The 23,684-nt window shown below is 71.9% G+C and carries 20 protein-coding genes; 11 read left to right on the top strand and 9 right to left on the bottom strand.

Going from position 1 to position 23,684, the window contains the following annotated elements:
- Positions 1 to 23 precede the first annotated feature (23 nt).
- Both FY030_RS00810 and FY030_RS16670 read left to right on the top strand, forming a co-directional pair.
- Positions 24 to 1,544: an alpha-amylase family glycosyl hydrolase gene (locus tag FY030_RS00810; protein ID WP_238348489.1), complete on the top strand. Its 1,521-nt coding sequence runs from the start codon at positions 24 to 26 to the stop codon at positions 1,542 to 1,544.
- A complete protein-coding gene (locus FY030_RS16670) occupies positions 1,541 to 2,008 on the top strand; it encodes a hypothetical protein (RefSeq protein WP_238348490.1) in 468 nt (155 codons plus the stop codon). The genes FY030_RS00810 and FY030_RS16670 overlap by 4 nt, the downstream gene beginning before the upstream one ends.
- 25 nt (positions 2,009 to 2,033) lie before the next feature.
- Here FY030_RS16670 and FY030_RS00815 read toward each other — a convergent pair whose 3' ends face one another.
- The 3 genes from FY030_RS00815 to FY030_RS00825 are packed head-to-tail and all read right to left on the bottom strand — an operon-like array spanning position 2,034 to position 5,928.
- Positions 2,034 to 2,516 (bottom strand): response regulator, encoded by a 483-nt coding sequence (locus FY030_RS00815; RefSeq protein ID WP_158059854.1) that lies wholly within the window; start codon positions 2,514 to 2,516, stop codon positions 2,034 to 2,036.
- Complete coding sequence (locus FY030_RS00820) at positions 2,513 to 4,540, bottom strand: sensor histidine kinase (protein WP_158059855.1); 2,028 nt, start codon at positions 4,538 to 4,540, stop codon at positions 2,513 to 2,515. Before FY030_RS00820 ends, FY030_RS00815 begins: the two co-directional genes overlap by 4 nt.
- On the bottom strand, positions 4,537 to 5,928 hold the full coding sequence (locus FY030_RS00825) for an SLC13 family permease (RefSeq protein WP_158059856.1): 1,392 nt from the start codon (positions 5,926 to 5,928) through the stop codon (positions 4,537 to 4,539). Before FY030_RS00825 ends, FY030_RS00820 begins: the two co-directional genes overlap by 4 nt.
- 73 nt (positions 5,929 to 6,001) lie before the next feature.
- On the opposite strand from FY030_RS00825, the gene FY030_RS00830 reads away from it, so the two are divergent.
- Positions 6,002 to 7,507, top strand: a complete 1,506-nt coding sequence (locus FY030_RS00830) for a UDP-N-acetylmuramoyl-L-alanyl-D-glutamate--2,6-diaminopimelate ligase (protein WP_158059857.1) — start codon at positions 6,002 to 6,004, stop codon at positions 7,505 to 7,507.
- 122 nt (positions 7,508 to 7,629) lie between these two features.
- On the opposite strand, the gene lgt is transcribed toward FY030_RS00830, so the two are convergent.
- The 3 genes from lgt to FY030_RS00840 all read right to left on the bottom strand — a co-directional run bounded on the left by lgt (position 7,630) and on the right by FY030_RS00840 (position 9,722).
- Positions 7,630 to 8,277 carry a prolipoprotein diacylglyceryl transferase gene (lgt, locus tag FY030_RS00835; protein ID WP_337692505.1) on the bottom strand — a complete coding sequence of 216 codons (648 nt, stop codon included), beginning with the start codon at positions 8,275 to 8,277 and terminating at the stop codon, positions 7,630 to 7,632.
- Positions 8,214 to 8,564, bottom strand: coding sequence for a prolipoprotein diacylglyceryl transferase family protein (locus FY030_RS16675; protein ID WP_238348491.1), 351 nt, complete (start codon positions 8,562 to 8,564; stop codon positions 8,214 to 8,216). The genes lgt and FY030_RS16675 overlap by 64 nt, the downstream gene beginning before the upstream one ends.
- 90 nt (positions 8,565 to 8,654) lie before the next feature.
- Positions 8,655 to 9,722 (bottom strand): enoyl-CoA hydratase/isomerase family protein, encoded by a 1,068-nt coding sequence (locus FY030_RS00840; protein WP_158059858.1) that lies wholly within the window; start codon positions 9,720 to 9,722, stop codon positions 8,655 to 8,657.
- A 37-nt stretch (positions 9,723 to 9,759) separates the two neighbouring features.
- Between FY030_RS00840 and FY030_RS00845 the strand changes: the two genes are divergently transcribed.
- Both FY030_RS00845 and FY030_RS00850 read left to right on the top strand, forming a co-directional pair.
- A complete protein-coding gene (locus FY030_RS00845) occupies positions 9,760 to 10,665 on the top strand; it encodes a DUF5926 family protein (protein ID WP_158059859.1) in 906 nt (301 codons plus the stop codon).
- Between the two features lie 19 nt (positions 10,666 to 10,684).
- On the top strand, positions 10,685 to 11,548 hold the full coding sequence (locus tag FY030_RS00850) for a glycosyltransferase family 2 protein (protein ID WP_238348492.1): 864 nt from the start codon (positions 10,685 to 10,687) through the stop codon (positions 11,546 to 11,548).
- On the opposite strand, the gene FY030_RS00855 is transcribed toward FY030_RS00850, so the two are convergent.
- Positions 11,496 to 13,838: a hypothetical protein gene (locus FY030_RS00855; RefSeq protein WP_158059860.1), complete on the bottom strand. Its 2,343-nt coding sequence runs from the start codon at positions 13,836 to 13,838 to the stop codon at positions 11,496 to 11,498. The two genes, FY030_RS00850 and FY030_RS00855, sit on opposite strands and share 53 nt — an antisense overlap.
- 78 nt (positions 13,839 to 13,916) lie before the next feature.
- On the opposite strand from FY030_RS00855, the gene FY030_RS00860 reads away from it, so the two are divergent.
- The gene (locus FY030_RS00860; protein ID WP_158059861.1) at positions 13,917 to 14,357 is read left to right on the top strand and encodes a DUF4446 family protein; all 441 of its coding nucleotides are present in this window, start codon (positions 13,917 to 13,919) and stop codon (positions 14,355 to 14,357) included.
- Between the two features lie 30 nt (positions 14,358 to 14,387).
- Here FY030_RS00860 and FY030_RS00865 read toward each other — a convergent pair whose 3' ends face one another.
- Entirely contained in the window at positions 14,388 to 15,398 is a 1,011-nt protein-coding gene (locus FY030_RS00865; RefSeq protein WP_158059862.1) for a diacylglycerol/lipid kinase family protein, read from the bottom strand.
- A gap of 90 nt (positions 15,399 to 15,488) precedes the next feature.
- Here FY030_RS00865 and serS point away from each other — a divergent pair, with 90 nt between their 5' ends.
- A complete protein-coding gene (serS, locus tag FY030_RS00870; protein ID WP_158059863.1) occupies positions 15,489 to 16,766 on the top strand; it encodes a serine--tRNA ligase in 1,278 nt (425 codons plus the stop codon).
- A gap of 22 nt (positions 16,767 to 16,788) precedes the next feature.
- Here the strand turns inward: serS and FY030_RS00875 are convergent, their stop codons facing one another.
- A complete protein-coding gene (locus FY030_RS00875; protein WP_158059864.1) occupies positions 16,789 to 17,250 on the bottom strand; it encodes an NUDIX domain-containing protein in 462 nt (153 codons plus the stop codon).
- A gap of 202 nt (positions 17,251 to 17,452) precedes the next feature.
- On the opposite strand from FY030_RS00875, the gene FY030_RS00880 reads away from it, so the two are divergent.
- The 4 genes from FY030_RS00880 to FY030_RS00895 all read left to right on the top strand — a co-directional run bounded on the left by FY030_RS00880 (position 17,453) and on the right by FY030_RS00895 (position 23,659).
- A complete protein-coding gene (locus FY030_RS00880) occupies positions 17,453 to 18,502 on the top strand; it encodes a hypothetical protein (protein WP_158059865.1) in 1,050 nt (349 codons plus the stop codon).
- An 80-nt stretch (positions 18,503 to 18,582) separates the two neighbouring features.
- The gene (locus FY030_RS00885; protein WP_158059866.1) at positions 18,583 to 19,401 is read left to right on the top strand and encodes a class F sortase; all 819 of its coding nucleotides are present in this window, start codon (positions 18,583 to 18,585) and stop codon (positions 19,399 to 19,401) included.
- 340 nt (positions 19,402 to 19,741) lie between these two features.
- A complete protein-coding gene (locus FY030_RS00890; RefSeq protein WP_158059867.1) occupies positions 19,742 to 22,114 on the top strand; it encodes an HNH endonuclease signature motif containing protein in 2,373 nt (790 codons plus the stop codon).
- A 171-nt stretch (positions 22,115 to 22,285) separates the two neighbouring features.
- Entirely contained in the window at positions 22,286 to 23,659 is a 1,374-nt protein-coding gene (locus FY030_RS00895; protein WP_158059868.1) for a sensor histidine kinase, read from the top strand.
- Positions 23,660 to 23,684 lie beyond the last annotated feature (25 nt).

A 23,684-nucleotide genomic window follows, 5' to 3' on the forward strand; every position in this document is an offset into this window, starting at 1 on the left:
GTGCGGTGTGGTGGGATGGCTAGGTGAGCAGCCCCTGGCCCACCGCACTGCCCGAGAGCGCCCGAGCCCGGCTCGACACGATCCTGGCTGCCCTCCCGGGGCACCGCCGTACGACCTTCACACTCCGGGTGGCCCGCTGGTGGCCGGACCTCCTCGACGGGCTGTCGCCCTACCCCGACCGCGAGGCGGTGGCCGGCCGCGCGCTGGTGCTGGCGGCAGCGGCATACCGGGACCGCGAGGACGAGCTGCACCTGCTGGACGAGCGTCGCCTGCTTGAGCCGGACTGGTTCCAGCGACCCGCGGTGGTGGGCTACGCCGCGTACGCCGAGCAGCTCGCCGCGCCGGACACGGGTCTGGCGGGGGTGGCCGACCGGGTTGGTCACCTGCGCGACCTCGGGGTGAGCTACCTGCACCTGATGCCTTTGCTGCAACCGCGTCCGGCACCCAACGACGGTGGCTATGCGGTGGCCGACTACCGGCAGGTGCGGGCGGACCTCGGCACGATGCAGGACCTGCGCGAGCTGGCCCGCAGCCTGCGCGGGGAGGGCATCAGCCTGTGCCTGGACCTCGTGCTCAACCACGTCGCCCGCGAACATGCGTGGGCGCAGGCGGCCCGTGCCGGTGACGAGCGCTACCGCCGCTACTTCCATGTCTACCCCGATCGCACCCTGCCCGACGCCTACGAGGCCACCTTGCCGGAGGTCTTCCCGGGCCTCGCGCCCGGCAGCTTCACCTGGGACGACGAGCTGGAGGGGTGGGTATGGACGACGTTCAACGCCTACCAGTGGGACCTCGCCTGGGACAACCCTGACGTCTTCTGCGAGCTGGCCGACGTCATCCTCCTGCTGGCCAACCAAGGGGTCGAGGTGCTGCGCCTGGACGCCATCGCCTTCCTGTGGAAGCGGATGGGCACCCAGTGCCAGAACGAGCCCGAGGTGCACCAGCTCACCCAGGCGTTGCGCGCGCTGACCCGGATCGCGACACCCGCGCTCGCCTTCAAGGCCGAGGCGATCGTGGGCCCCAACGAGCTCGTGCACTACCTGGGCCAGGGGGCGCACCACGGCAAGGTCTCCGATCTCGCCTATCACAACAGTCTCATGGTGCAGATCTGGTCGATGCTGGCCAGCCGGGACAGCCGGCTGGCCACCCACGCGTTGGGCCGCTTCCCGCCGGTCCCGGCCACGACGGCCTGGATCACCTATCTGCGCTGTCACGACGACATCGGCTGGGCCATCGACGACGCGGACGCCCGCGCGGTGGGGGTACACGGCTGGGGCCATCGCACGTTCCTGTCCGAGTTCTACTCCGGACAGTTCGCCGGGTCGACGGCGCGGGGCCTGGTCTTCCAGCACAACCCGGCGACCGGGGACATGCGCATCTCTGGGTCGGCCGCCAGCCTTGCCGGGCTGGAGGTGGCCCTGGAAGAGCTGGGCGCGGCCCCGGCGATGGAGGAGCTAGAGGCCGCGACCGCGGCGGTGGACGAGGCAGTGGCGCGGCTGCTGGTCGGCTACGCGATCGTCTTCGGTTTCGGGGGATCCCGGTGATCTGGTCGGGGGACGAGGTCGCGGCGCTCAACGATCCCGACTGGGCGTCCGTGCCCGAGCACGCCGACGACAACCGGTGGGCGCACCGACCAGCGCTGGACTGGGGCCGGGTCCAGCAGGCGCGCGCTGAGCCCGAGTCACCCATCGGCCGGGTCCTGACCGGCCTGCGACACCTGGCCAGGGTGCGGACCACCCTGCCCCACCTGCACGCTGGCGTCGCCCCCGAGCTGGTCGCGACGCCCGACCCCGGTGTCTTCGCCGTGGTCCGACGCCACCCTGTCGGTCCGATGATCGGGCTCTACAACATCACCGAGCAGCCTCGCACCGTCCCCGCCTGGTGGGTCCGCGAGCACGGCCTGCAGCTGGAGCACGCCCAGGACGCGCTGAACGGCTACCCGCCCAATCTGAGCCCCGACGGGTCGGTCCATCTGTCGACCTACCAGCCGGTGTGGCTCGTGCACTGACCAGGGGGCGGAGGGCGGAGTGCTGCTACTCCGAGCGGCGCCGCACCAGCTCCATAGCCCGGACCGCGTCCAGGGCGGCCAGGTGTGGCAACGGGTCCAGCCGGCGCTGTTCCACCACGTCCGTCAGGGTCGTGCGCACCACGGACCGCAGCTCCTCCGGGGCCCAGGGCTTGGCCAGGTAGTAGTCCAGGCCCCCTTGGTTGACCGCCCGGATCGTGTCCTGGTGGTCGGCCTGGCCGGTCACCAGCACGGTAGCCACGTGCGCGGTCTCCGGCTGGTTGGCGAGCTCGACCAGGAAGTCGACACCCGTCGTGCCTGGTAGCCGGTGGTCGGCGAGCACCACGGCAAGCAGGTCGTGGTCGGCGGCGATCTCCCGGATCACCGCACGGGCGTCGGCGGCGTCCTCGGCGGGCTCCACCCGCACGTGCTTCGCCAGGGGCTCCAGGTCCCGCTCCAGAGCCTCACGGACGTCAGGCTCGTCCTCGAGCACCAGCACGGCCAGTCTCATCGTTCCTCCTCGGGGGTCAACGGCGGGGAGCCCGCCGCCGGCAGCACGACGCTGAAGACGGTCCGGCCCGGCTGGGAGGTCAGCGTGACCCGCCCCCCGTGCCGGGCCACGATGCTCCGCACGATGCTCAGACCAAGGCCCAGACCGGAGCGCACCACCCCGCGTCGGGTGGTGAACCGCGACGTGAAGATCTGCTCGCGCAGACCCTCCGGGACGCCCGGCCCGTCGTCCTCGACCTCGACCAGGATCGCCGCAGGTGCGACATGCGGGCCGGCCGGGTCGGCGGGTCGACATCCGGTGACCCGGACCGTAATCCGCCCCTCGCCCTCCCGGGCAAGCGCGTCGGCGGCGTTGGTCACCAGGTTGGTCCACACCTGGGTGAGCAGCCCGGGACCGCTGAGGACCGGTGGCAGCCCTTCGTCGGCCTCGACCTCGACCTCGACCGGCACCTGTCGCAGACGGTGATCGAGCAGCAGCAGGGCGTCCTGGACGGTCGCGCCGACGTCGGTCGGCTCCATCAGGTCCTGCTCGGGGGACTGCGGTCGGGCATGGGTGTGCAGCGTCGAGACCAGGGTGGCGATGTGGTGCCCCGCCACGCGCACGGCGCGCAGAGCGGCCCCGATCCCGGCCGCGTCCTCGACCCGGGCCAGCAGCTCCGGCGGGCCCTCGAGCAGGGCCCGGGCACGGCCGGGGTCGGTGACACCGGCGGCGACCAGCCGACGGACCAGCGTCGGGTCGGACACGGTCCCACTCAGCGACCGCCGGAGGGCGCGCTCATCTCGGGCGGGGACGTGATCGCGGTCCTCGGCCGCGACCAGGGCATCGAGCACGGCGGAGGCACCCGCGCCGGGTGCGCCGGACCTTCTGCGTCCTCCCCGCAGTCGACGCATCGCCCCCCGGCCCCGGCGCGCCGACGATGGCTCCGGGGCGAGCAGCCTGCGCAGATCGGTCGACAGGTGCTCGACGCCCCGGGTGACCGTGGCGGCCGGGTTGTTCAGCTCGTGGGCGATCCCGGCAGCCAGCTCGCCGAGCGTCGCCAGCCGTGCCTGGTCGACCAGCTCGGCGCGAGTGGCCCGCAGTTCGGCCACCGTGGCGCGCAGCTCGGCGGTGAGGGCTGCGTTCTTGACGTGCAGCCGCTCGGAGCTGCGCAGCCGGGTGGCAAGGGCGCGCATGGCCAGCGCCGTCAGCGTCGCGCCGATCCGGGGTTCGCGGGCCAGCGCGTAGTCCAGCTGGTCCAGGGTCAGCGAGACCATCTCGCACTCGGTCGTGGTGCGGGCCGTGACCGTGCTCTGCGTCATCTCGGTCAGGGCGAGCAGGCCGACCAGGGGCCCGGTCGAGGCGTGGTGCAGGACCACCTCCCCGGCGTCGGACGTCACGGTCAACGCCACCCGCCCGCGCACGACCAGGAAGATCTGGTTGAGCCAACCCTCGGGCACAGTGATCCGCACGCCCTCGCGCAGGTGCACCCGGGGCCGCGGCCCCAGCACCGATTCCAGCAGCTGCAGCAACTCTGCCGCCGCATCTTCGGCCCCGCTGGAGAAGTGCCGCAGGAGCGCGGGCGTGGGCCCGTCGCCGAGCTCGGAACGTCCGGCCAGGACGGTCGCGCGGGCGATCTGCGCCTGCGCATACCGGGCCAGGTTGCCGGGCGTCCAGGGCGCGGCGACCACGCCGTCGATGCGACCGGAGTCCACGCTGCCCGAGATATCGGTCAGCGAGGATCGGGCGGTGACCACCAGCAGCCGGGCCTGGGTGAAGGCGGGCCGTCCGACCAGGGCGTGCACGACGTGGTCGAGCGCCGGCAGGTCGTGGTCGTCGACCAGCAGCACCAGCGCCACCCAGCGGCCCGCCTCCGGCTCCCAGCTCTCCAGCTGCGCCACACTCTCGGTCCGTCGCACGCACCCGCAGACGCCAGCCAGCTCCTGGGCTGCCCCCGCGGCCAGCTCTCCGGCGCCGACCACCACCGCGCAGGGGAGGGCGTCCCCCTGTTCTGGAGGGCCGGAGGACCGGCCCGTGGCGACAGTCATATCCCGATCCAGGACCAGTAGTGCGGCAGCACCAGCGCCAGGACGAGGGTCCCGGGCACCCCCACCGCCGCGCCGGCAACCGCCATCTGCGCGGTGGTCACGGTGCCGGTGGCGTAGGCGATCGCATTGGGCGGGGTCGAGACCGGGAGGAACATGCCCAGGCCGCACGCGACCGCCACCACGAGCGCGACGAGCACCATGTCTAGCCCCAGCGTGCCGGCGAGGGCCAGCGCGATCGGGATCAGCAGGTTGGCCATGGCCGAGTTGGAGATGACGGCGCTCAGGAGGAGCGCCATCCCTGCGAGCACCAGCAACAGCATCGCGGGCGGCAGCATTGACCAGTCGACCAGCCCGATGAGCCAGTCGTCCAGCCCGCTGCTCGCGACGCCGTGCCCCAGGGCGATCCCGCCGGCGACCAGCCACAGCACCGGCCACTGCAGCGCCCGCACGTCGTCGCCGGTCATCACCGTGGTGGCCAGGAGCACCACGACGGGCAGGAAGCCGACCGTGGTGGAGGGGATGCCGTGCACCGCCTCGGTCAGCCACAGCAGCACCGTCGCCCCAGCCGTGAGGTAGAAGACGATCGCGGCGGGGGACCGGTCGAAGTTGGTGCTCAGATTCAGCGCCAGCGGGGTCCGGGCCGGGACGTAGCGCCAGCCGAGGTAGGCCCAGGCCAGGAGCAGCAGCAGGAGCATCAGCGGGACGGTCGCGACCATCCAGGAGATGAACGAGATCGTCTCCCCCTGCGCCGCCAGGGCACCCAGGGCGATGGCGTTGGGCGGGGAGCCGACCGGGGTGCCGATGCCGCCGACGTTGGCCGCGACGGGCACCGCCAGCGCGAAACCCGTCCGCGCCGCCGCGCTCGGCAGCCCGGCCAGCACCGGCAGCAGGACGGCGAACATGGTGGCTGTCGTCGCGGTGTTGGACATGAACATCGACAGCACGGCGGTCATCAGGATCAGCGCCAGCATCGCCCGGCGGGCATCACTCCGGAAGGGTGTGAGGATGAGCGCGGCCAGGTTGCGGTCGAGGGCGTACTTCGCGGCACCGTCGGCGATGAGGAAGCCGCCCAGGAAGAGGATGATCACCGGGTCGGCCAGGGTGGCCCAGATCTCCCGGGAGCTGGCGGCCGGCTCTGCGAGCGGCAGGAGCGCCTGCTCGGTGAGCATCAGCACCTCGAGGAAGATGACCAGCACCGCGGTCGCGACCAGAGGGATCGCCTCGCTGACGAAGAGCACGATCGCCATCAGGAAGATCGCCAGCATCCGCTCGCCCGGCTCGTCCAGCCCGGGCACGTCGAGGGCCAGCGGGGCCAGGAAGGCCAACAGCGCGGCGAGTAGACCGGCCACCCGGCTGCGGGACAGCGGCAAGGTGGTGGGCGCGGCCATGGCCCCAGGCTATGGCCGACGGGCACGCCGAGGCAGGGGGGCATCCCTGGCAGCCGCTGACTAGGGTGGGGCCATGGAGCTCCTGGACCTCGTCGCAGCCCTCGATGCCGAGCTGGTCGACACCCCCAGTCACCCCAGCGGGGTGGTGGTCACCGGGGTCAGCCACCAGGCCAACTGGATCCGCCCCGGCCAGGCTTTCGTGGCCATTCGGGGGGCCCACTTCGATGGCCATGGCTTCATCAGCGACGCCATCGAGCGCGGGGCCGTGGCGGTCATCGGCGAAGGGCTGCCGACCAGCACCGTCTGCAACGTCCCCTACCTGGTCGTGGCCAACGCCCGGGAAGCGCTCGCCGACGCGGCCACCGAGGTGGCGGGGCGGCCCAGCGACCGGCTGACCGTGCTGGGTGTGACCGGCACCGACGGCAAGACCACCACCTCCGCGATCGCCCTGCACCTGTTGCGCCGGGCCGGTCACCGGACCGGGTTGCTGGCCACTATCGGCTACGAGCTGCCCGACGGGGTGCTGCGCCAGCCGCCCGCGCACTTCACCACCCCCGAGGCGCCGCAGGTGCAGCAGATCCTGCGCGACATGGTCACCCACGAGGCCACGCACGCCGTCGTGGAGTCCTCCAGCCACGCGCTGGCGATGGACCGCGTCCGCGGGGTGTCCTACGACGTCGGCGTGTGGACCAACCTCACCGGCGAGCACCTCGACTTCCACGGGACGATGGAGCAGTACTTCGCCGACAAGGCCAAGCTGGTCCAGCGCTCCCGCCACAGCGTGCTGAACGCCGACGACGAGCCCTGGTTCGAGCGGCTCATCCCACTGGCCAAGGAAGACGGCGGGACGTTCACCTCATACTCCGCCGAGGGCAGGGAGGCCGACTGGCGGGCCGCCGATGTGCGGGAGAGCTCGGAAGCCCTCACCTTCACCGTGCACAGTCCCGAGGGCGTCGCCGAGGCGACCCTGCCGATGATCGGCCGGTTCAACGTGGCCAACGCCCTCGCCGCCATGGCTGGCGTCTCCGGGGCCGGCGTCGGGCTGAAGGATCTCGTGGAGGCCCTGGCGACCTTCCCGGGGGTAGCGGGCCGGATGGAGATGGTGGAGCGGGGCGCGGGTGAGCCGCGCGTGATCGTGGACTTCGCACACACCGCGCCCAGCCTGCAGAAGGCGCTGGAGACGGTGCGGGTGACCACCGACGGCGAGCTGTGGGTGGTCATCGGCTCCGCGGGCGGTCAGCGCGACCCGTCCAAGCGGGCGCCGCTAGGCCGGGTGGCGACGACCTACGGGGACCACGCGGTCTTCACCGAGGAGGACCACCGGACCACGCCGCTGCAGGACATCTTGGCGGAGATGGAGCGGGGCGCCCGCGAAGCGGGCAACGACAACTTCGTCTCGATCGGCGACCGCACCGAGGCGATCCGGTATGCCGTGCACGAGGCCAGCCCCGATGACACGGTGGTCCTGGCCGGCAAGGGCCCGGAGCAGACCCTGGAGCGCGGCACCGAGCTCATCCCCTGGGTGGAGATCGAGGAGGCCCGTCGCGCGCTGGCCGCCCGTCGCCGTGCGGACGTCTGACCGGCGACACGGTCTGCCCCTGGCCGGCGACACGGTCTGCCCCTGGCCGGCGACACGGTCTGTCCCCGACCGGCGACACGGTCTGTCCCCGACCGGCGACACGGTCTGCGTGTCCGGTGCGGTCAGAGCAAGGTGATGCCCGGCCTCTCCTGCCCCGCGGTGGGCTTCCCGTTGCCGCCCGGGTCCTCGTCCAGTGCCTGAACGGGCGGGTGGCGCAGTGCCCACCACAGCAGACCGACGCCGAACAGGACGAGCGGCACGGTCAGCCACTGGCCCATCGACAGCCCGGTCGCCTCGACCAGCCAGGTCAACTGCGAATCCGGCTGGCGGAAGAACTCGACGACGAACCGGGCCAGCCCCAGGACGACGGCGAAGACACCGGCCAGCAGCCCCGGCCGCAGCCGGGCCCCGGTCCGCCAGAACAGCCAGCTCAGGACCAGCAGTGGGATCAGGCCCTCCCCGAGGGCTTGGTAGAGCTGGCTCGGGTGCCGGGCCTGGTCGTCGGCGGCCGGGAAGATCATGGCCCAGGGCACATCACCCGGCCGACCCCACAGCTCCCCGTTGATGAAGTTGGCGAGCCGTCCCAGCAGCATGCCCAGCGGCACTACGGTGGCGACATAGTCGGTCACCCGAAGCACGTTGAGCCGGTGTCGCCAGGCCACCCAGCCCACGGCGAGCAGCACGCCGATGAGCCCGCCGTGGAAGCTCATCCCGCCCTCCCAGAGCTTGAACAGGTCCAGGGAGGTGAACAGGCTGGGGTTGTAGAACAGGGCGTAGCCGAGCCGGCCCCCCCGATGATGCCGATGATGAGGCCGAGAATCAGCGTGTCGAGCTGGTCCCGGTCCATCGGTGAGCCGGGGCGGCGGATCATCCGGGCCAGCAGCCAGTAGCCACCGAGGATGCCGGCCAGGTAGGCCAGCGAGTAGAACCGCAGCATGAGCGGCCCGATCTCGATCCCCTGCCGCAGCCCGAGCTCATCCCACCGCAGCGGCTCCGAGGAGGCGACCAGCGCCCCGGGATCGGAGACGAGGTGGGCCAGGTCGGTCAGCAGCAGCACGCAACCGACCTTAGCCGGTGCCTCTGTATGCGGCAGGACACCTCGCATCCCGAGAACGGGTCCCGCCCACGGTTGATCCAGCCGGCGGTCTCACCCAGGGCCGAAGGCGGCCAGGACCTCCGAGCGGGGGACGTCGGCGACAGAGGCGTGGGTCCAGCGTGGCGAGCGGTCCTTGTCCACCAGCTGGGCGCGGACCCCCTCGGCGAAATCGGGATGCTGGGCGAACGCGGGGCCCAGCGCCAAGTCCTGGGCGAGGACCCCGCCCAGGTCCAGGGATGCCGCTCGACGCAATGCCTCCAGGGTCACCGCGACCGAGTGCGGCGACCGTGAAGCGATGGTCTGCGCCGCCTCTCGGGCCTCGGGTTCGGGCCGGGAGCGCAGCCGTTCGAGGATCAGCGCGGCGTCGTCACCGGCGTAGCACTCGTCGACCCAGGCCCGCTGGGTCTGCAGCCACGACTCGGCCTCGTCCCCGCCGAGCGCCCCTACCCGCTGCACCAGCGCCTCGGCACCCAGCGTCGGGTCCTCCCGCAGTGTGTCCACCACCTGGCCGTATGCGTCGCTGGGCACCTGCGCGTCGGCCAGCCCCAGCAGCACCGCGTCAGCGCCGCTCACTGGCGACCCGGTCATAGCCAGGTGGGTGCCGGTCTCGCCGGGAGCCTGCGCGAGCAGGTGCAGCACCCCCACGTCGGGGAAGAAGCCGATGATCACCTCGGGCATCGCCAGCTGGGTGCGCTCGGTGACCAGGCGGACCGACCCGTGCGTGGACACCCCGAGCCCGCCACCCATGACGATGCCGTCCATCCAGGCGATATAGGGCTTGGGGAAGTCGGCGACCTGCTGGTTGAGGGCATACTCGGCCGCCCAGTAGTCGACCGGCAACTGCACGTCCCCCGCCAGGATCGCCTCCCGCAGCGCCCGGACGTCGCCGCCGGCGCACAGTCCGCGCTCGCCGGCGCCGTCGATCAGCACGGCGTGCACACCATCCTCCTCGGCCCAGTCGGTGAGCACCTGCCGCAGCGAGTCGACCGAGGCCCTGTCCAGCGCGTTGATCGCCCGAGGCCGGTTCAGGCGGACCCGCCCGAGAGGGCCATCCACCGCAGACAAGACCTGGTCGCCGTGCCCGGCCGCGGGCTCCCACCTCAGCTGTTCCTCGCTCATGTCCAGCCACTCTAACGACGCACGTAGACTCCCCCGCATGGGTAAGGCATCACGCAAGAAGCGGCAGGCCACGGGTTCGTCCGAGCAGAAGGCGCGGCGCGCGCCGTTCGTCGCGCGGCCCTTCGAGGGGCTGGCCGACGAGAGCGACTGGGTGGCGATGCGCGAGATCCTGCCCGCAGCGACCGCAACCGTGCAGGTCGTCGTCCCCGAGGGTCTGCAGATCAGCGGACGTGACGTCCCCGCGGGGGAACGCGAGGTGACCCTCGTGTCCGTCCTGCCCGCCGCGATGCCGGCCGTGCATCGCGACACCGGCGAGGTGCTGGTGGCCCTGCAGTCGCGCACCTCCAGCGGCGACGCCTCCCGCGACGTGGCCCAGGCGATCCTCACCGCGGTGGTGAGCGAGCCGGGCACGTCGATCAACTCGGTGCGCCCGGCGACCGCCGACACCCCCCGGCTGCAGGACCTGCTGCCTGAGGGTCAGCGCCTCAAGGTCGAGGTGCACGAGGACTTCGGCTTCTGGCTCGGCGAGAACGCCACCGAGGAGCAGAAGGCGGCCCTGCAAGAGATGAACGACACTGCCGTGCCGATGGCCCGGGTCGAGGGCGCGCCCTCAGCATTCTGGTGCCACATGAGCGGGCGCAGCTATATCCGCTGGATCCTTAGCCAGGACGAGGACACCGCTCTCGAGGCTCTTTCCCGCCTGTCCGCCGCCGGCGAGCACACCCTGGGTGAGGACACCGACCTGCTCGGTGCCTTCCGTGCCTGCGGGCTGCTCGTCCCGGTCATCGAGGTGGACCCCCAGAGCAAGGCCGACGCCCACGCCGATGCCCTGTCGCAGCTGCAGGCGCGCTACATGAAGGCGCTGGAGCAGGGCGGCGAGCTGACCGCCGAGGAGCGCCGTGCGCGCAACGGCCTGGTCTCCCGCCAGGTCACCCTGCGCTGACACCCGACGTGGGTATGCCGTGAGCGCCCTGCCCTCCTCCCCCCGGCCCCTCGAGGTGGTCGCGGTCATCCCGGCCAAGGACGAAGAGGCCCGCATCGGGATCACCATCGCCGCCCTGGAGCAGATCGGCTCGGTCGGTCCGGTGATCGTGGTCGATGACGGCTCGACCGACCAGACCGCAGCGGTCGCGGAGTGGACCGGCGGGGTCGAGGTGGTGCGGCACAACCGCAACCGGGGCAAGGCCGCGGCGATGACGACCGGCGCTGCCCGGGCCGCCGAGCTGGCGCCCGGGGTGCCCGTGCTCTTCGTCGACGCGGACCTCGAGAGCTCGGCCGGGAACCTGGGGCCGGTGGTCGAACCCGTGCTGATCGGTGAGGCGGACATGACGATCGCCGTGCTGCCGCCCCAGAGGGGGCCTGGAGGCGGCTTCGGGATCGTGGTCCGCACCGCACGTGACGGCATCCGCCGGTTGACCGGTTGGACCCCGACGCAGCCGCTTTCGGGTCAGCGTTGCCTGAGCCGCGAGGCCCTGGATGCGGCGCTGCCGCTGGCGTCCGGCTGGGGGGTGGAGGTGGGGCTGACCGTCGACGTGCTCCGGGCGGGTGGCCGGGTGCTGGAGGTGCCGTGCGAGCTGCACCACCGGGTGACCGGCCGCGACCTGCGCTCGCAGGCGCACCGGGCGCGTCAGCTCGCTGACGTCACCCGGGCGCTGGTTGACCGCTCGGGAGCCAAGGAGAAGGTCTTCGCTCGGGCCGGGATGGCCATGCGAGGAGCGCGGGGACTGGCCGGCCGGGGCGCGCGCGGCGCCGCACGCAGGGTCACCACGGCCGTCAGCTCCGCCTCCCGACGACTGTCCCGGGAGGGCGAGGACCAACGGCCCTGAAGGGCGAGGCTTCAGGGCGGGCCAGGACGATGAGCCCCGCGGCGATCAGCACCGCCAGACAGGCGCCCATCGCGGGCAGGCCGGAGTCGTTGAGCAGCCAGGCCAGGACCATCGCAGCCACCCCTGCCAGTGCCACCGGGCGGGTGCCGGAATGCTGCCAGAGCCCGGCCGACCATGAGGGTCGCCCGACGACGACGAGGATCACCAGGACCAGGAGGAGGATCACGAGCCAGGCGATCGGGTAGCCGAGCAGGATCCCGACGTTCTGCGACAGCTTGCGGGCGATGATGCCCCCGGCATCCCCGTCCAGGACCGACTGGACGAAGCCGCCCAGGTGGGTGCGCCGCTCCGGCCCGCGCAGCCAGTCCAGGACCATGAGTGCCGCGGCCGCCAAGCCACCGACGACCGCCACCGCGAGCAACGGGCGCCAGGCCCACCGGATCCCTAGGGCATGCAGGATCAGCAGTCCGGTCGCGACCACGAGGGCCGGCACTCCACCGAAGTCGGCACCTGCGGTCGGCGCGCCGTTGAGCACCGCGGCGCCCACTCCGATGGCAGCCACGGCGCCCGCGGCCTGACGGGGGCGCTCGCGCAGCCAGGTCAGCAGTGCAGCCATCAGCACGAGGGTCGCGCCAAGGGCGATCCCCAGGCCCACGTTGCCCTGCCCGTAGAAGCGACCCGCGGTGATCGGCTGCAGTCCCAGCACGGACACCATTCCAAGCCGCGCGGACCAGAGCACGTCGACGTAGACCACCACCAGCGTGATCGCACCGATCACCGCTGGCGGCGCGAGGGGATGAGCGCGCCACGGGCCTGCCCAGGCGACGGCCGCGACCACCAGCGTCCAGAGCGCGATACCAGCCAGCAGCGCCACTGCCGGCTGGCCGGCGCGCCACCAGGGGAGCAGCCCCGCCAGCCAGGTCGCCACCGGCCCGGCCAGCGCGAAGCTCGCAGCGCCGAGGATGAGGACGCGGCCGGTGCGTCGAGCACGGCTGCGCGGCCCTCCCCACCGGAACAACGCCGCGCCAACAGCGAGCAGCGCCAGCGCCGCGGCGACCAGGACGCCGAGCACGAACGGAGCCACCCTCTTGACCCAGGAGATCCCGTCGGCGAGGTCCCTCGCTGGGGCGATCACTTCGCCACCTGCCCCGTCGCTCGCCTTCTGCTCACCCGCCCCCTGCTCACCCATGAACAGCCCGCCAAACGGCCCTCGGACGGCCGGCCCGGCGACCACGGGCTCACCTGCCAGCCGGGCCGAGGAGGGCACCTCGACGCCGGCCAGGGACAACAGGGTCGGCGTCAGGTCGGTGAGCTGCACGAGGCTCGCCTGGCGGGTGGACCCCGATGTCAACGCCGCTGCTCCCGGGTGCTCGCCGACGGGCGCAGCCACCAGCACCTGGGCGTCCGGCCCGGAGGCGGAGTCATGGCCCAGTCCTGCAACCAGGAGTGTGGTCCCGTCCGGCAGCGACTCGGCGAGCCGTGCGACGGCGGCGTTGACCTCGGGCATCACGTCGCTGCGGTCACCCGGATGTACCAACGGCCCGGACACCAGGTGGATGCGGCAGTCGCTCAGCCCGGTTGCTGCGACCTCCAGAGCGGACAGCGGGTCCTTCCCGGCGTCCAGCACCACCTCGGCTCTCCCGTCCGCGTCGGCGGCACCGATGACCGCTGGGGGGCCGTAGGCGGTGACGCACGTCCCGCCCTGCTCCGCCAGCCCGGCCAGGGTGCCCAGCTGCGGGCCAAGTGCCCGTCCGGCCGCGGCCTCCTGCCAGGAGCGCCAGCGCTGCTCCTCGATCTGCGTCTCGGCGATCGCGGTCTGGGCGCCCGTCTCGGGGGTCCCTTGCGCGTCACCCACCTCCACGTCACCCCCCTCCACGCCGACGCCCTCGACGCCGACGCCCTCCACGCCGACGCCCTCGGCGTCTCCGCACCTCTCCACGTCGGTCGCGGCCCGCTGCCCTGCCCCCACCGTGAGCCAGGCGTCGGCCTCGCACGTCACCTCGTGGGTCCCGCGTAGGACCAGCGCCGCCGACCCGCCCTCCCGGGCCAGGCGCACCAGCTCCGGTGCCGTGTCCGATGAGACGAGGTCCCAGGTCAGGCCGGGGATCCCGACGAGCACGACCTGACGGTCCTCGGTCGGCAGGTCAGCCGAGGTGCCCAGCGCCACCGTTTCCTCGGGCTCCGCGACCGACGGGGCCAGCCCTGCCCACACCGCGACCGTCGCCAGGAGCCATGCGGCCAGCACGGACACGACGAGCGCCCAGGCGCCCACGGTGCGACGTGACCGCATACCTTCACCTCCTGCCGGTCGGTGACGGCATGGTCCCACGCGTGACCGACAGGAGCCTGGACGGCATACCCTTGGCCCGTGGACCATGAGCTGCTGACCTGGGTCGCGGTGGGGGTGGCGGTGCTCGCGCTGCTGCTCGCCGTGGTGGCCTGGGTGCGCCTGCGGGTGGTCGACCGGGGGCTGCGGGCGCTGATCGACGCGGGGGCGCCGACCACACCGGAGCGGGAGCGGCTGGACGCGCTGGAGGGTGAGGTGGCCGCCCTCCGCGGTGACCTCGCGCAGGCGCTGCGGCACGTGGCCGTCGTCCGGTATGACGCGTTCGGCGACATGGGCGGGCGGATGAGCTTCTCGGCCGCGATTGTCGACGACACCGGCGACGGCATGGTGATCAGCTCGATCCATGCGCGGGGGGAGAGCCGAACCTACGCCAAGGGCATCGTCGGGGGAGACTCCGAGATCGTCCTCACCCCCGAGGAACGCCAGGCGCTGGACGCCGCCCGCACGGGGAGCGAGGACTGACGCCCGACCGCCTCCGGCCGGCCCCCAGGGTCAGGGCGGCAGGCGCACGAGCAGGCTGCCGGGGTCCACGACGACCCGCATCGCCGAGACCGCCCCGAGGGTGTCGCCGTCCAGCTCGATCTCGACCGGCTTGTCGCAGACCACCCGCACCTCGCGGGCCTGGAGCTGATCGACGCGGGAGTGGCCGATGCGCTGTCGGGTGATGAGCTGGCCGGTCATCGCCGCCCAGCCGACGATGCCCTCCGGCGACAGCAGCACCGCGTCGATCATGCCGTCGTCCACCACCGCGTCGGGCAGGAGCTCCATCCCACCCTGCAGCCGGCCGACGTTGCCGACCATCAGGCTGCGCACCCGGCGCCGGATCGGCTCGGCATCGTCCACCTTGAGCGCCACCGTGAACTGCGGCCCCTTGAGGTGACGCAGCCCTGTCACCAGGTAGGCGAACCAGCCCATCCGCGCCTTGAGCCCTTCGGGCGCCGCGGCCATGACCTCGGCGTCGAAGCCCAAACCGGCCATCACCAGGAACCGGTGCTGCTCGCGGACCTCCTCGGAGGTCCGGTCGTCCACCGCGTCCCGGAAGTCGATGGTCCGCGCCGGGTCATCCTCGTCCCGCAGCCGCCTGGCGAGCTCGCCCGAGGTGGGGCGGACCAGCTCCAGCACGCAGGTGTCGATCGCGGCGGTCTTTCCGGTGAGCGCGATCTCCAGCGCCCGGCCGAGGGAGTCGATGGGCAGGTCGAGGTTGCGGGCCAGCAGATTGCCAGTGCCCCCTGGCAGCAGGCCCACCGGGATGCCGGTGTTGGCCATCGTCGAGGCGACCGCGCGCACCGTGCCGTCGCCACCAAGCGGGCAGACCAGGTCGACGCCGGCTGCGATCGCCTGCTGGGCCTGCCCCTGCCCGGTGTCCTCCGGGGTGGTCTCCAGCCACATCGGCGCGGACCAGCCGTTGCGGGTGCACGCCGCCTGCACACGCCGACGGACGAGGCCAAGATCGGTGAACTTCGTCGGGTTCACTACGACTGCGGCCGTCGCCTGAGTTTGCATGGGCCTCACGCTATCCGGCGGGCGGTGGCTAGCGTCGCGGGCGCACGGCATACCGGCGAAACCCCTGGACGGCCCGGATAGGCTGGCGGCATGCTCGACCTCCGTGACCTCCGCGCCGACCCTGACCGTGCCCGCCTGAGCCAGCAGGCTCGCGGAGCCGACCCGTTGGCGGTGGACTCGGCGCTGGCCGCGGACACGCGGCATCGGGAGGCCCTGTCCGCATTCGAAACCGCGCGCGCGGAGCAGAAGGCCTTCGGCAAGAAGGTCGCCCAGGCGCAAGGGGAGGAGAAGCACCAACTGCTCGCGCAGGTGAAGAAGCTCGCCGGCCGGGTCAAGGAGCTGGACTCCGTGGCCAGCCTCGCGGCGGCCCAGCGGGACGCGGCCATGGCGCAGATCGGCAACCTCATCATGGACGGCATCCCCGTGGGCGGGGAGGACGACTACGTGGTGCTGGAGCACGTCGGAACCCCGCGCGACTTCGCCGACGACGGGTTTGTGCCCAAGGATCACCTGGAGATCGGTGAGGCCCTGGGCATCATCGACATGGCGCGGGGCGCCAAGGTGTCCGGTGCCCGTTTCTACTACCTCAAGGGGGACGGGGCTCGCCTGGAGCACGCGCTCATGGGGCTGGCGCAGCAGATCGCGCAGGAGGAGGGTTTCAGCCCGCTCGTCGTGCCCAACCTGGTGCGGCCGGGGACGATGTTCGGCGCAGGCTTCCTCGATGAGCACGCGGACGAGGTCTACCACCTGCCCGCCGACGACCTCTACCTCACCGGCACCTCGGAGGTCGCACTCGCCGGCCTGCACGCCGACGAGATCATCGACCTCTCAGCCGGTCCGCTCCGGTATGCCGCGACCTCCACCTGCTACCGCCGCGAGGCGGGGTCCTACGGCAAAGACACCAAGGGCATCTTCCGCGTCCACCAGTTCCAGAAGACCGAGATGTTCGTCTACTGCCGGGTCGAGGACGCGGAGGCCGAGCATGCCAACCTGCTGCGGGTCGAGCGCCGGATCCTCGACGCGCTCGAACTGCCCTACCGGGTCATCGACGTCGCCGCGGGTGACCTCGGCGGGCCGGCTGCGCGCAAGTTCGACTGCGAGGCGTGGATCCCGACGCAGGAGAGGTACCGCGAGCTCACCTCCACCTCCAACTGCACCACCTTCCAGGCGCGCCGGCTGAACACGCGGGAGCGGGACCCGAACGGGTCCGGCACACGGGTCGTGGCCACTTTGAATGGCACCGCGGCGACCAGCACCCGGCCTATCGTGGCGCTGCTGGAGAACCACCAGCAGGCCGACGGCACCGTGCGCGTCCCGGAGGCCTTGCGACCTTTCCTGGGAGGTATGGAGACGCTCGCGGCCCGGTGAGGCGCGGACAGACCCGATCTGGTCAGATCCAGCCGATCGCCCGGAAGGTCGCCTGCGCGAACGGTCCCACCTCGGGGTTGTTGAGCTCGATGCGCTGAAACCACCTGACCTGGTCCACCTCGACCCCGTCCGGGTGGAGGGCGCCCGCGTCGCTGAGCTTGGCCTCGTAGACGACGCAGACGTAGGCCGTCTGGTCGCCGTTGGGGTAGGTGATGCGGAACTCCGGGCCCCCGACGGCCCCCATGAGTCCGGTGATCACGACGTCTGAACCGATCTCCTCGCGTGCTTCCCGATGCGCGGCGTCCAGGGGTGACTCGTCGACGTCGATGGCGCCCCCGACCGTGGCGTAGGTGCCGAAGTCGGTCTGACGCGCCAGGAGGACGCGCCCACTTTCGTCGATCGGCAGCACGGCGACGGACGGCAACAAGAGCAGGTCGTGGCCCACCTGCTCTCGGAGCTGGGCGATATGTGGAGCGACCGGCATACGGTTAACGTAGCGGGCTGCGGCGGCTGGCCCGCACGCATGTGACCTGAATCACATCGAGTTGGGTATTCCCGACTCTTCTCGGCCGCTGAAAAATGCCTTAGTCTTCCCCGCGACGGGGCGTTGCTCCGCCCGGCTCGCGTTCTGCGGGACGCACCCCTTTGAGCCATTCCTGGAGCAGCTCATGTCCCGACCTCTGGTCGTGTCTCGTCCCCTCACCTTCCTCCTCGCGGTCCTCGCCACACTGGCCCTCGCGTTGAGTCTGACGTCCGCGCCGGCGTGGGCCGCCGGGGCACCGGACTCCGCCACGCAGACGGCCGTCAACGACGACGAGAACGCCTCCGACGACGCAGCCGACATTGATGACGCCACTGATGACGCCACTGATGACGCCACTGATGACGCCGCCAACACCCAGGAGCCGCCCCCTGCGGAGCAGCCGGGAGTAGGCCCCGCGCCGGAAGACTTCGAGGTCGAGTACGTCGGTCCGGAATGCTGGGACAGCTCGTACAACGTGGCAGTCACGACCCTCGCCGACTCCGACGATCTGCGGCTGGCGCTCCACGAGGAGGTTGACGGCATGTGGGAGACGCTGCGCACCGAGCGCTTCTACGACGGCCAGGCGTTCATCTACAGCGACCACCTGGACGAGGGTGAGTCCGCGACCTTCAGGGTTGTCGTCTACCGCCGCGGCGCCCCGGCGGAGCTGACCGTGCTCCACGGGCCGATGACGGTGACCGGCGCCCCCTTCGCCGAGGACTGCGATGACTGGGGCTTCCCCACATTGCCGGAGGAGCAGTGGACGGTCGCGGAGGCGGGGTGCGAGACGATCACCTTCACCAGCCGTGCGGAGGAGGACGTGACCGTCCTCTGGTTCGGGATCGAGGACGAGGATGACTGGGGCGGCGAGGAGAACTACATCTTCCTCGCCCCAGGTCAGTCGCACACCGCGGAGATCACCCACGGCTTGGTCTATTGGGTCAGCTTCGTGGGCGTGGACGAGGCCGCTGAGCCCGTTGAGGACGAGCTCTTCTTCGCCGGTGACGGTGAGGTGGAGGTCCAGCAGGACTGCGCTCACGGCCCGGGCGTTCCCGGTGAGCCGGGCGAGCCCGGTGCTCCCGCCCAGCCTGGGGAGGGTCACCGGGTCCCTGGTCGCGTGCAGACCGACGGTGGCGCCAGCGCCTCCACGATGGCCCTCGGCCTGGGTCTGATGGTCCTGGCCGGGGCGGCGCTGGTGCGTCGGAGCAGCTGAGCACGTCGTTGCCCGGACGACCCCGCGCAGCCCGATGGCTGCGTGGGGGTGCGTCCACCACCTGAGGTGAGGAGCACACCGTGGCCACTAGCCAAAACGCCAGAGCACGGCGGGCCAGGGGTACGGCGGGCCTGGCGCTGCTGGTTGCCGTGGTGCTTGTGGGGGCGCTCATCGCCTTCTGGGGCTGGCGGGGCGGGGTCCCCACTGTCGCGGACCAGGTGCAGCCCCCGACCCATCCGGCCACGACCTCTGCGCCGGTGGCCACCTCGGTCCCGGCGGAGCAGGAGCGGCCGACGGCCGTCTCCCCGGGGCGGACCTCCGGGCCCGCGCCCTCACCGTCGGCCGCCCCGACTTTCAGTGCGACGACGGAGCCGGCGCCAACCGTCACTGACCCGGCGCCGGCCGAGGTGAGCGAGGGGCCCGTGCACGTCCGGATCACCCGTGCGGCGGACGTCCTCGTCGACGCGCCGGTCGCCCTCACGCAGTTGAACGAGCGTGAGGAGCTGAACCCCCCGTCAGGCGTCGTGGGTTGGTACGGTCCGCCCGACTGGGCCACCGTGCCGGGGGAGCTCTCGGCATACCCCGGCGTCCTGGCCGGGCACACCACCCACGGTGGCAGTCGGGACGTCTTCTACAGGCTGGGAGAGGTGCGGGCAGGTGACGTGGTGACCATCGGCTACGCCGATGGCTCCGAAGCGGTCTTCGAGGCCGACATGGACGCGCTGTCAGTGCCCAAGAACGACGTCACGGAGAAGGCGGACGCCGAGTACGCCTGGGTCTGGCGGCTTGCGGAGCCAGGGCGCACAGTCTCGATCTTCTCCTGCGACCCGGCCCAGGGCCTGGACCTGACCGGCCACAGCGTGAACAACTGGGTGGTGCAGGCCACGCTGAGGGGATGACGTGCGTCCGCCCCTTGCACCATCACTGTGGCTGACTCTTGATGTAGGACCGCCGGTGTCCTGAAAGATCACCGACACGCTGTGGACGAGCCCTGGGTATGTCGTACAGGTGTTCTATTATGTGGGTACCGGTCACGAACTGTCGGGGAGGGGTTCCGGGCGGGGGTGTCGGGCCGGGGTGAGGCCGCTGGAGGGGGTGGTCGGGGTGAGGCGGGATGGTGAACGCGGGGGCGCGTCGGGAGTTGGTGATGACCGTGGTGACGTGGCGGCGGAGGCGGTCGGGGGTCCGGCCACGGGTGATGGGCGGCTGCGGGGTGAGTTGGAGTCTGTCCTGTCACGGGTGGGGTTGGATGCGGGGGCGGTGACGGTGTTCGCGGATGCGGCGTTGTTGGCGGGGGCCGTGTCGTCGGGTGGGTCGGTGGCGGGGGTAGGGACGGGGTTCGTGCCGTCCTCGGTGTCGGCGGTGGAAGGAGGCAGCACCGCCCAGGTGGAGGAGGAGGAGGGGTCGGTGGACGCGTTGTGCGCGACGGCGGATCGGGCGCAGGGGGCGGTGGAGGCGGTGAACCAGGTGATCTCGCGCCTGGAGCGGGTGCGGTTGGTGGCGGTGGGTGAGGGGGTGGTGGCGATGGGTCGGGTGGAGTTGGCCCGCCGTGGCCTGGCCGACCCTGGTGAGTTGTCGGCCACGGGTCGGGAGCGGTGGCGGTGGCGGGCGAAGGCGCGGGTGCGGCAGGACCTGGCTCCGGCTACGGGGTGGTCGCGGGCGGAGACCGCGTCGATGGTGGCGGTCGCGACGGCGCCGGCGGCGTTCCGGGCCCCGGTGACCTCGGCTCTGGCCCGGGGGACGGTGACGTGGGTGTTGGTTCGCGGGTTGTGGCGGGCGTGCGACAAGGCACGCTTGTCCGCGGCGGATGCCGCGCACGTCGCGACGGTGTTGTTGGGTGATGACCCGGGCACGTGCGTGCCGGAACGGCTCGAGGCAGACGGGTCCGTGGCTGCGGGGCCGTGGGGGCTAGGGGCGTTCTGGGTGGCGTTGGAGCGGGAGGTGGCCAAGGTCGCGGCCTGCCCCGACCCTGGTGATGAGGCGTCGGTGAAAGCGGTGGAGGAGGCGCGGGCGGCCAGGGAGGCGGCCTACCGGGCCCGGTCGATGTCGATCCGGGTGAATGAGGACGGTACGGCGCAGGTGTGTTTCACCGGGACCACCCTGAAGGTTTTGGCCCTGGGGGATCGGTTGGACAGGGCCGCCCGTGCGGCGCGGGGTGCGGGGGATGCGCGGACGGTGACGCAGTTGGCTAACGACATTGGTATCGCGTTGTTGGGGCATGCCACGGTCGGGGCGCACGAGTTGCCGGACCTGGACATCTTCGCCGCCACCACCACACCTACCCCGGAGGATCTGGCTGCGGCGGGGTGGACCCCGCAGGTCATCGCTGCCCTGTCCGCCCTGCCTGCGGCGGTGCTGCAGGTCGTGGTGCCACTGCTGGCGCTGCACGACCCCACCACCGCCCACCAGTTACCCGGCGTCCACCGCACCACCACCAGTCCCGCCAATGAGATCAGCGACCCGACCGGCGAAGGAGCCGGCGAGAGCCGGGAGGCCGGCGAGGCAGTCGCAGTGAGCCGGGAGGCCGGTGAGGCAGCTGGCGAGACGGACGGGGAGGGTGGTCACACGGGCGCTGCTGGGTGTCCGGCCTGCCTGCCCTCGGTCCGCGCCGCCCGCAACCACGACATCGACAAGACCAGCCAGCAAGCCCGCCAGGACGCAGGCGACGACAAGCCGGGTCCACAGGAGAACTCTGCCCACGGGCAGCGGAACGTGCCCCGGGTGGCGTGGACGGGTCGGGTGCTGGGGAAGTACCCGGGGTTCGTGGGCCCAGACCTGGTCCGCCGCCTGGCACTCTCACCGGGCAGCACCCTCGTGCGACTTTTGGTGGACCCGTCCGACGGACGCTGCCTGGAACGCTCCACCACCGCCTACAGCTTCGATGCGTCGATGCGGGCCCAGCTGGCGGCGGCGGACGTGACCTGTCGGGCGCCGGGTTGTGAGCACCATGCCGGGGGCTGTCAGGTCGACCACGTCACCGAGCACGGCACCCCCGGTGGTCACACGCGGGAGAGCAACGGGCAACTGCTCGACACCTGGCACCACGACCCCAAGACCGCCAAAGCCTGGGACGCGGTCCTGCACGCCAACCGCGACGTCACCTGGACCACGGCCCTGTCCAGGGTCTACCGCACCCGCGTGCACGACTACCGCGAGCTCGTCACCCTGATCGTCGATGCCCTGGACCGCGTCGCGGCCGTCCCCGAAGAGGACGTGGCTGACCAGATCAACACCGAGGTCTACCACGCCCTGTGCTACCGCGATCGTGGCGAACGGCTCAACGAAGGCGATGACGACACCTACGACGAAACCCACCTGGCCCGCTTCGGCGGCGACATCACCATCTCCTTGTCCCACACCGACCCGGCCACCGGGCGACGGACCCCCGGTCCCTCCCCTGCCGCCCAGACCGGCGCCGCCGCCACCGCCGCCACCACCCGCACCGCACCGCCTGCCACGGACAGCAACGCGAGCCCCGCGGAGCCTGGCGACGGTGACCGGCCGCGCTATCCCGGCGGCCACCGCTGGCACCTCACCGACCGCGCCGCCTCGGACCAGCAGGCCCGGCCGGCACCCTGGAGCGCGCGGCACGACGACGACCCGCCCTTCTGAGCGGGCGGCTCCGTCTAAGGTCGGACGTCAACCCAACAGCGACCATGGAACTCCCTCCTCAGGGGGAGGCCCGGTTCTCCAGACGCACCTAGGCTGATCCGGCAGGCAGCGGTCAGGCCGGACAGCACGGAAGCGGGCAGCCGACGAAGATCGGCGAGAGCGAGGCAGACCATGGAACGGTTGGAGCGCTGGTTCGGCGCCGAGGAGCGCTGGGAGAGGGTGGCGACCTCGGCGGATCGACGCCAAGACGTGCACTGGGCCGTGTTCGCCTTCGTGGTGGCCGCCATCGGGCTGGAGTTCATCAGGATGGGGGGCGGCCTGGCCGACGAGACGTTCGGCATGGGGGCGCAGTATGTCGCGGTCGTCTCCGGCGCGGTGCTGGTGGCCTTCCGACGGATCGCTCCGCTGACCGTCATGCTGCTGGCCGCCGCCCACTTCATCGTCGCCGGCGAGCTGATGCCCGTCGTCATGGCCTCCTTGCCGATGCAGTTGCTAGCGTTCTTCCTCTTCTTCTCCGGCATCGCCTGGGCGCGGGACCGGCGCGGTGCAGTGCTCGCCACGCTCGCAGTCCTCCTGGTGATGGCGCTATGGCTGGCCTGGTGGCTCGCCCTGGGGTCCGGTTACACGCAGATTGCCGAGAACCTGGCCGAGGAGGGGATAGAGCGGTACGGCTTCCTCAGCCCGGTAATGGCTCTGATCCTCTACACGATCCTGGTCAACATCATCTACTTCGGCTTCGCCATCGCTCTGGGCCTCGTCAGCTGGCGGGGAGCCCTCGAACGGCACCGCTCCGCGGAACGGCATCGGACCATCCAGGCGCAGAACTTCCGGCTACGCGACCAGGCGGTGGTCGCCGAGCGCCTGCGGATCGCCCGGGAGCTGCACGACGTCGTCGCCCACCACGTATCGGTGATGGGTGTGCAGGCTGCGGCTGCCCGGCGGGTGCTCGACCGCGACCCGGACGCCGCACGGGAGTCCCTGGCGGCGATCGAGCAGTCCTCCCGCAGCGCGGTCGGACAGATGCGGGACCTGCTGGGCACGCTGCGCAGCGGGGAGCGCGAGGCCGGCTCGGCGGACGCTGACGAAGGCCTGCGCAGCCCCCAGCCCACGCTGTTCGACCTGGCCACCCTGGCCGCCGAGGCGAGTACCCCGACCTGCACCGTCACCGTGGAGCTCGTCGAGTCCGAGCCCGGAGCAGGGGCGCACGTGCCCGCGCCGGTGCAGCTCTCGGCATACCGCGTCGTCCAGGAGGCCCTGGCCAATGTGCGCCGGCACTCGACCGCCCGCAACGCCTCGGCGGTGGTCCGCGTCGACCTGCAGGCTCAGCAGGTGGAGGTGGAGGTCGTCGACGACGGGACCCCCCGTGTCGGGACATCGGGGTCCGGGCTGGGCCTGCTCGGGATGCGGGAGCGCGCCCAGTACCTCGGCGGCGGCGTCGAGAGCGGGCCTCGCACCGGGCGCCATGGGTGGCGGGTGCGAGTATGGTTCCCGCTGGACGGTCGTGCGGTGGAGAGCGGGCAGACGCTCGTGCCGACCCGGGCCTGATCGTCTGGGCCGGGAGGAGCCGGAG

This window comes from Ornithinimicrobium pratense, assembly GCF_008843165.1.
GTDB lineage: Bacteria > Actinomycetota > Actinomycetes > Actinomycetales > Dermatophilaceae > Ornithinicoccus > Ornithinicoccus pratensis.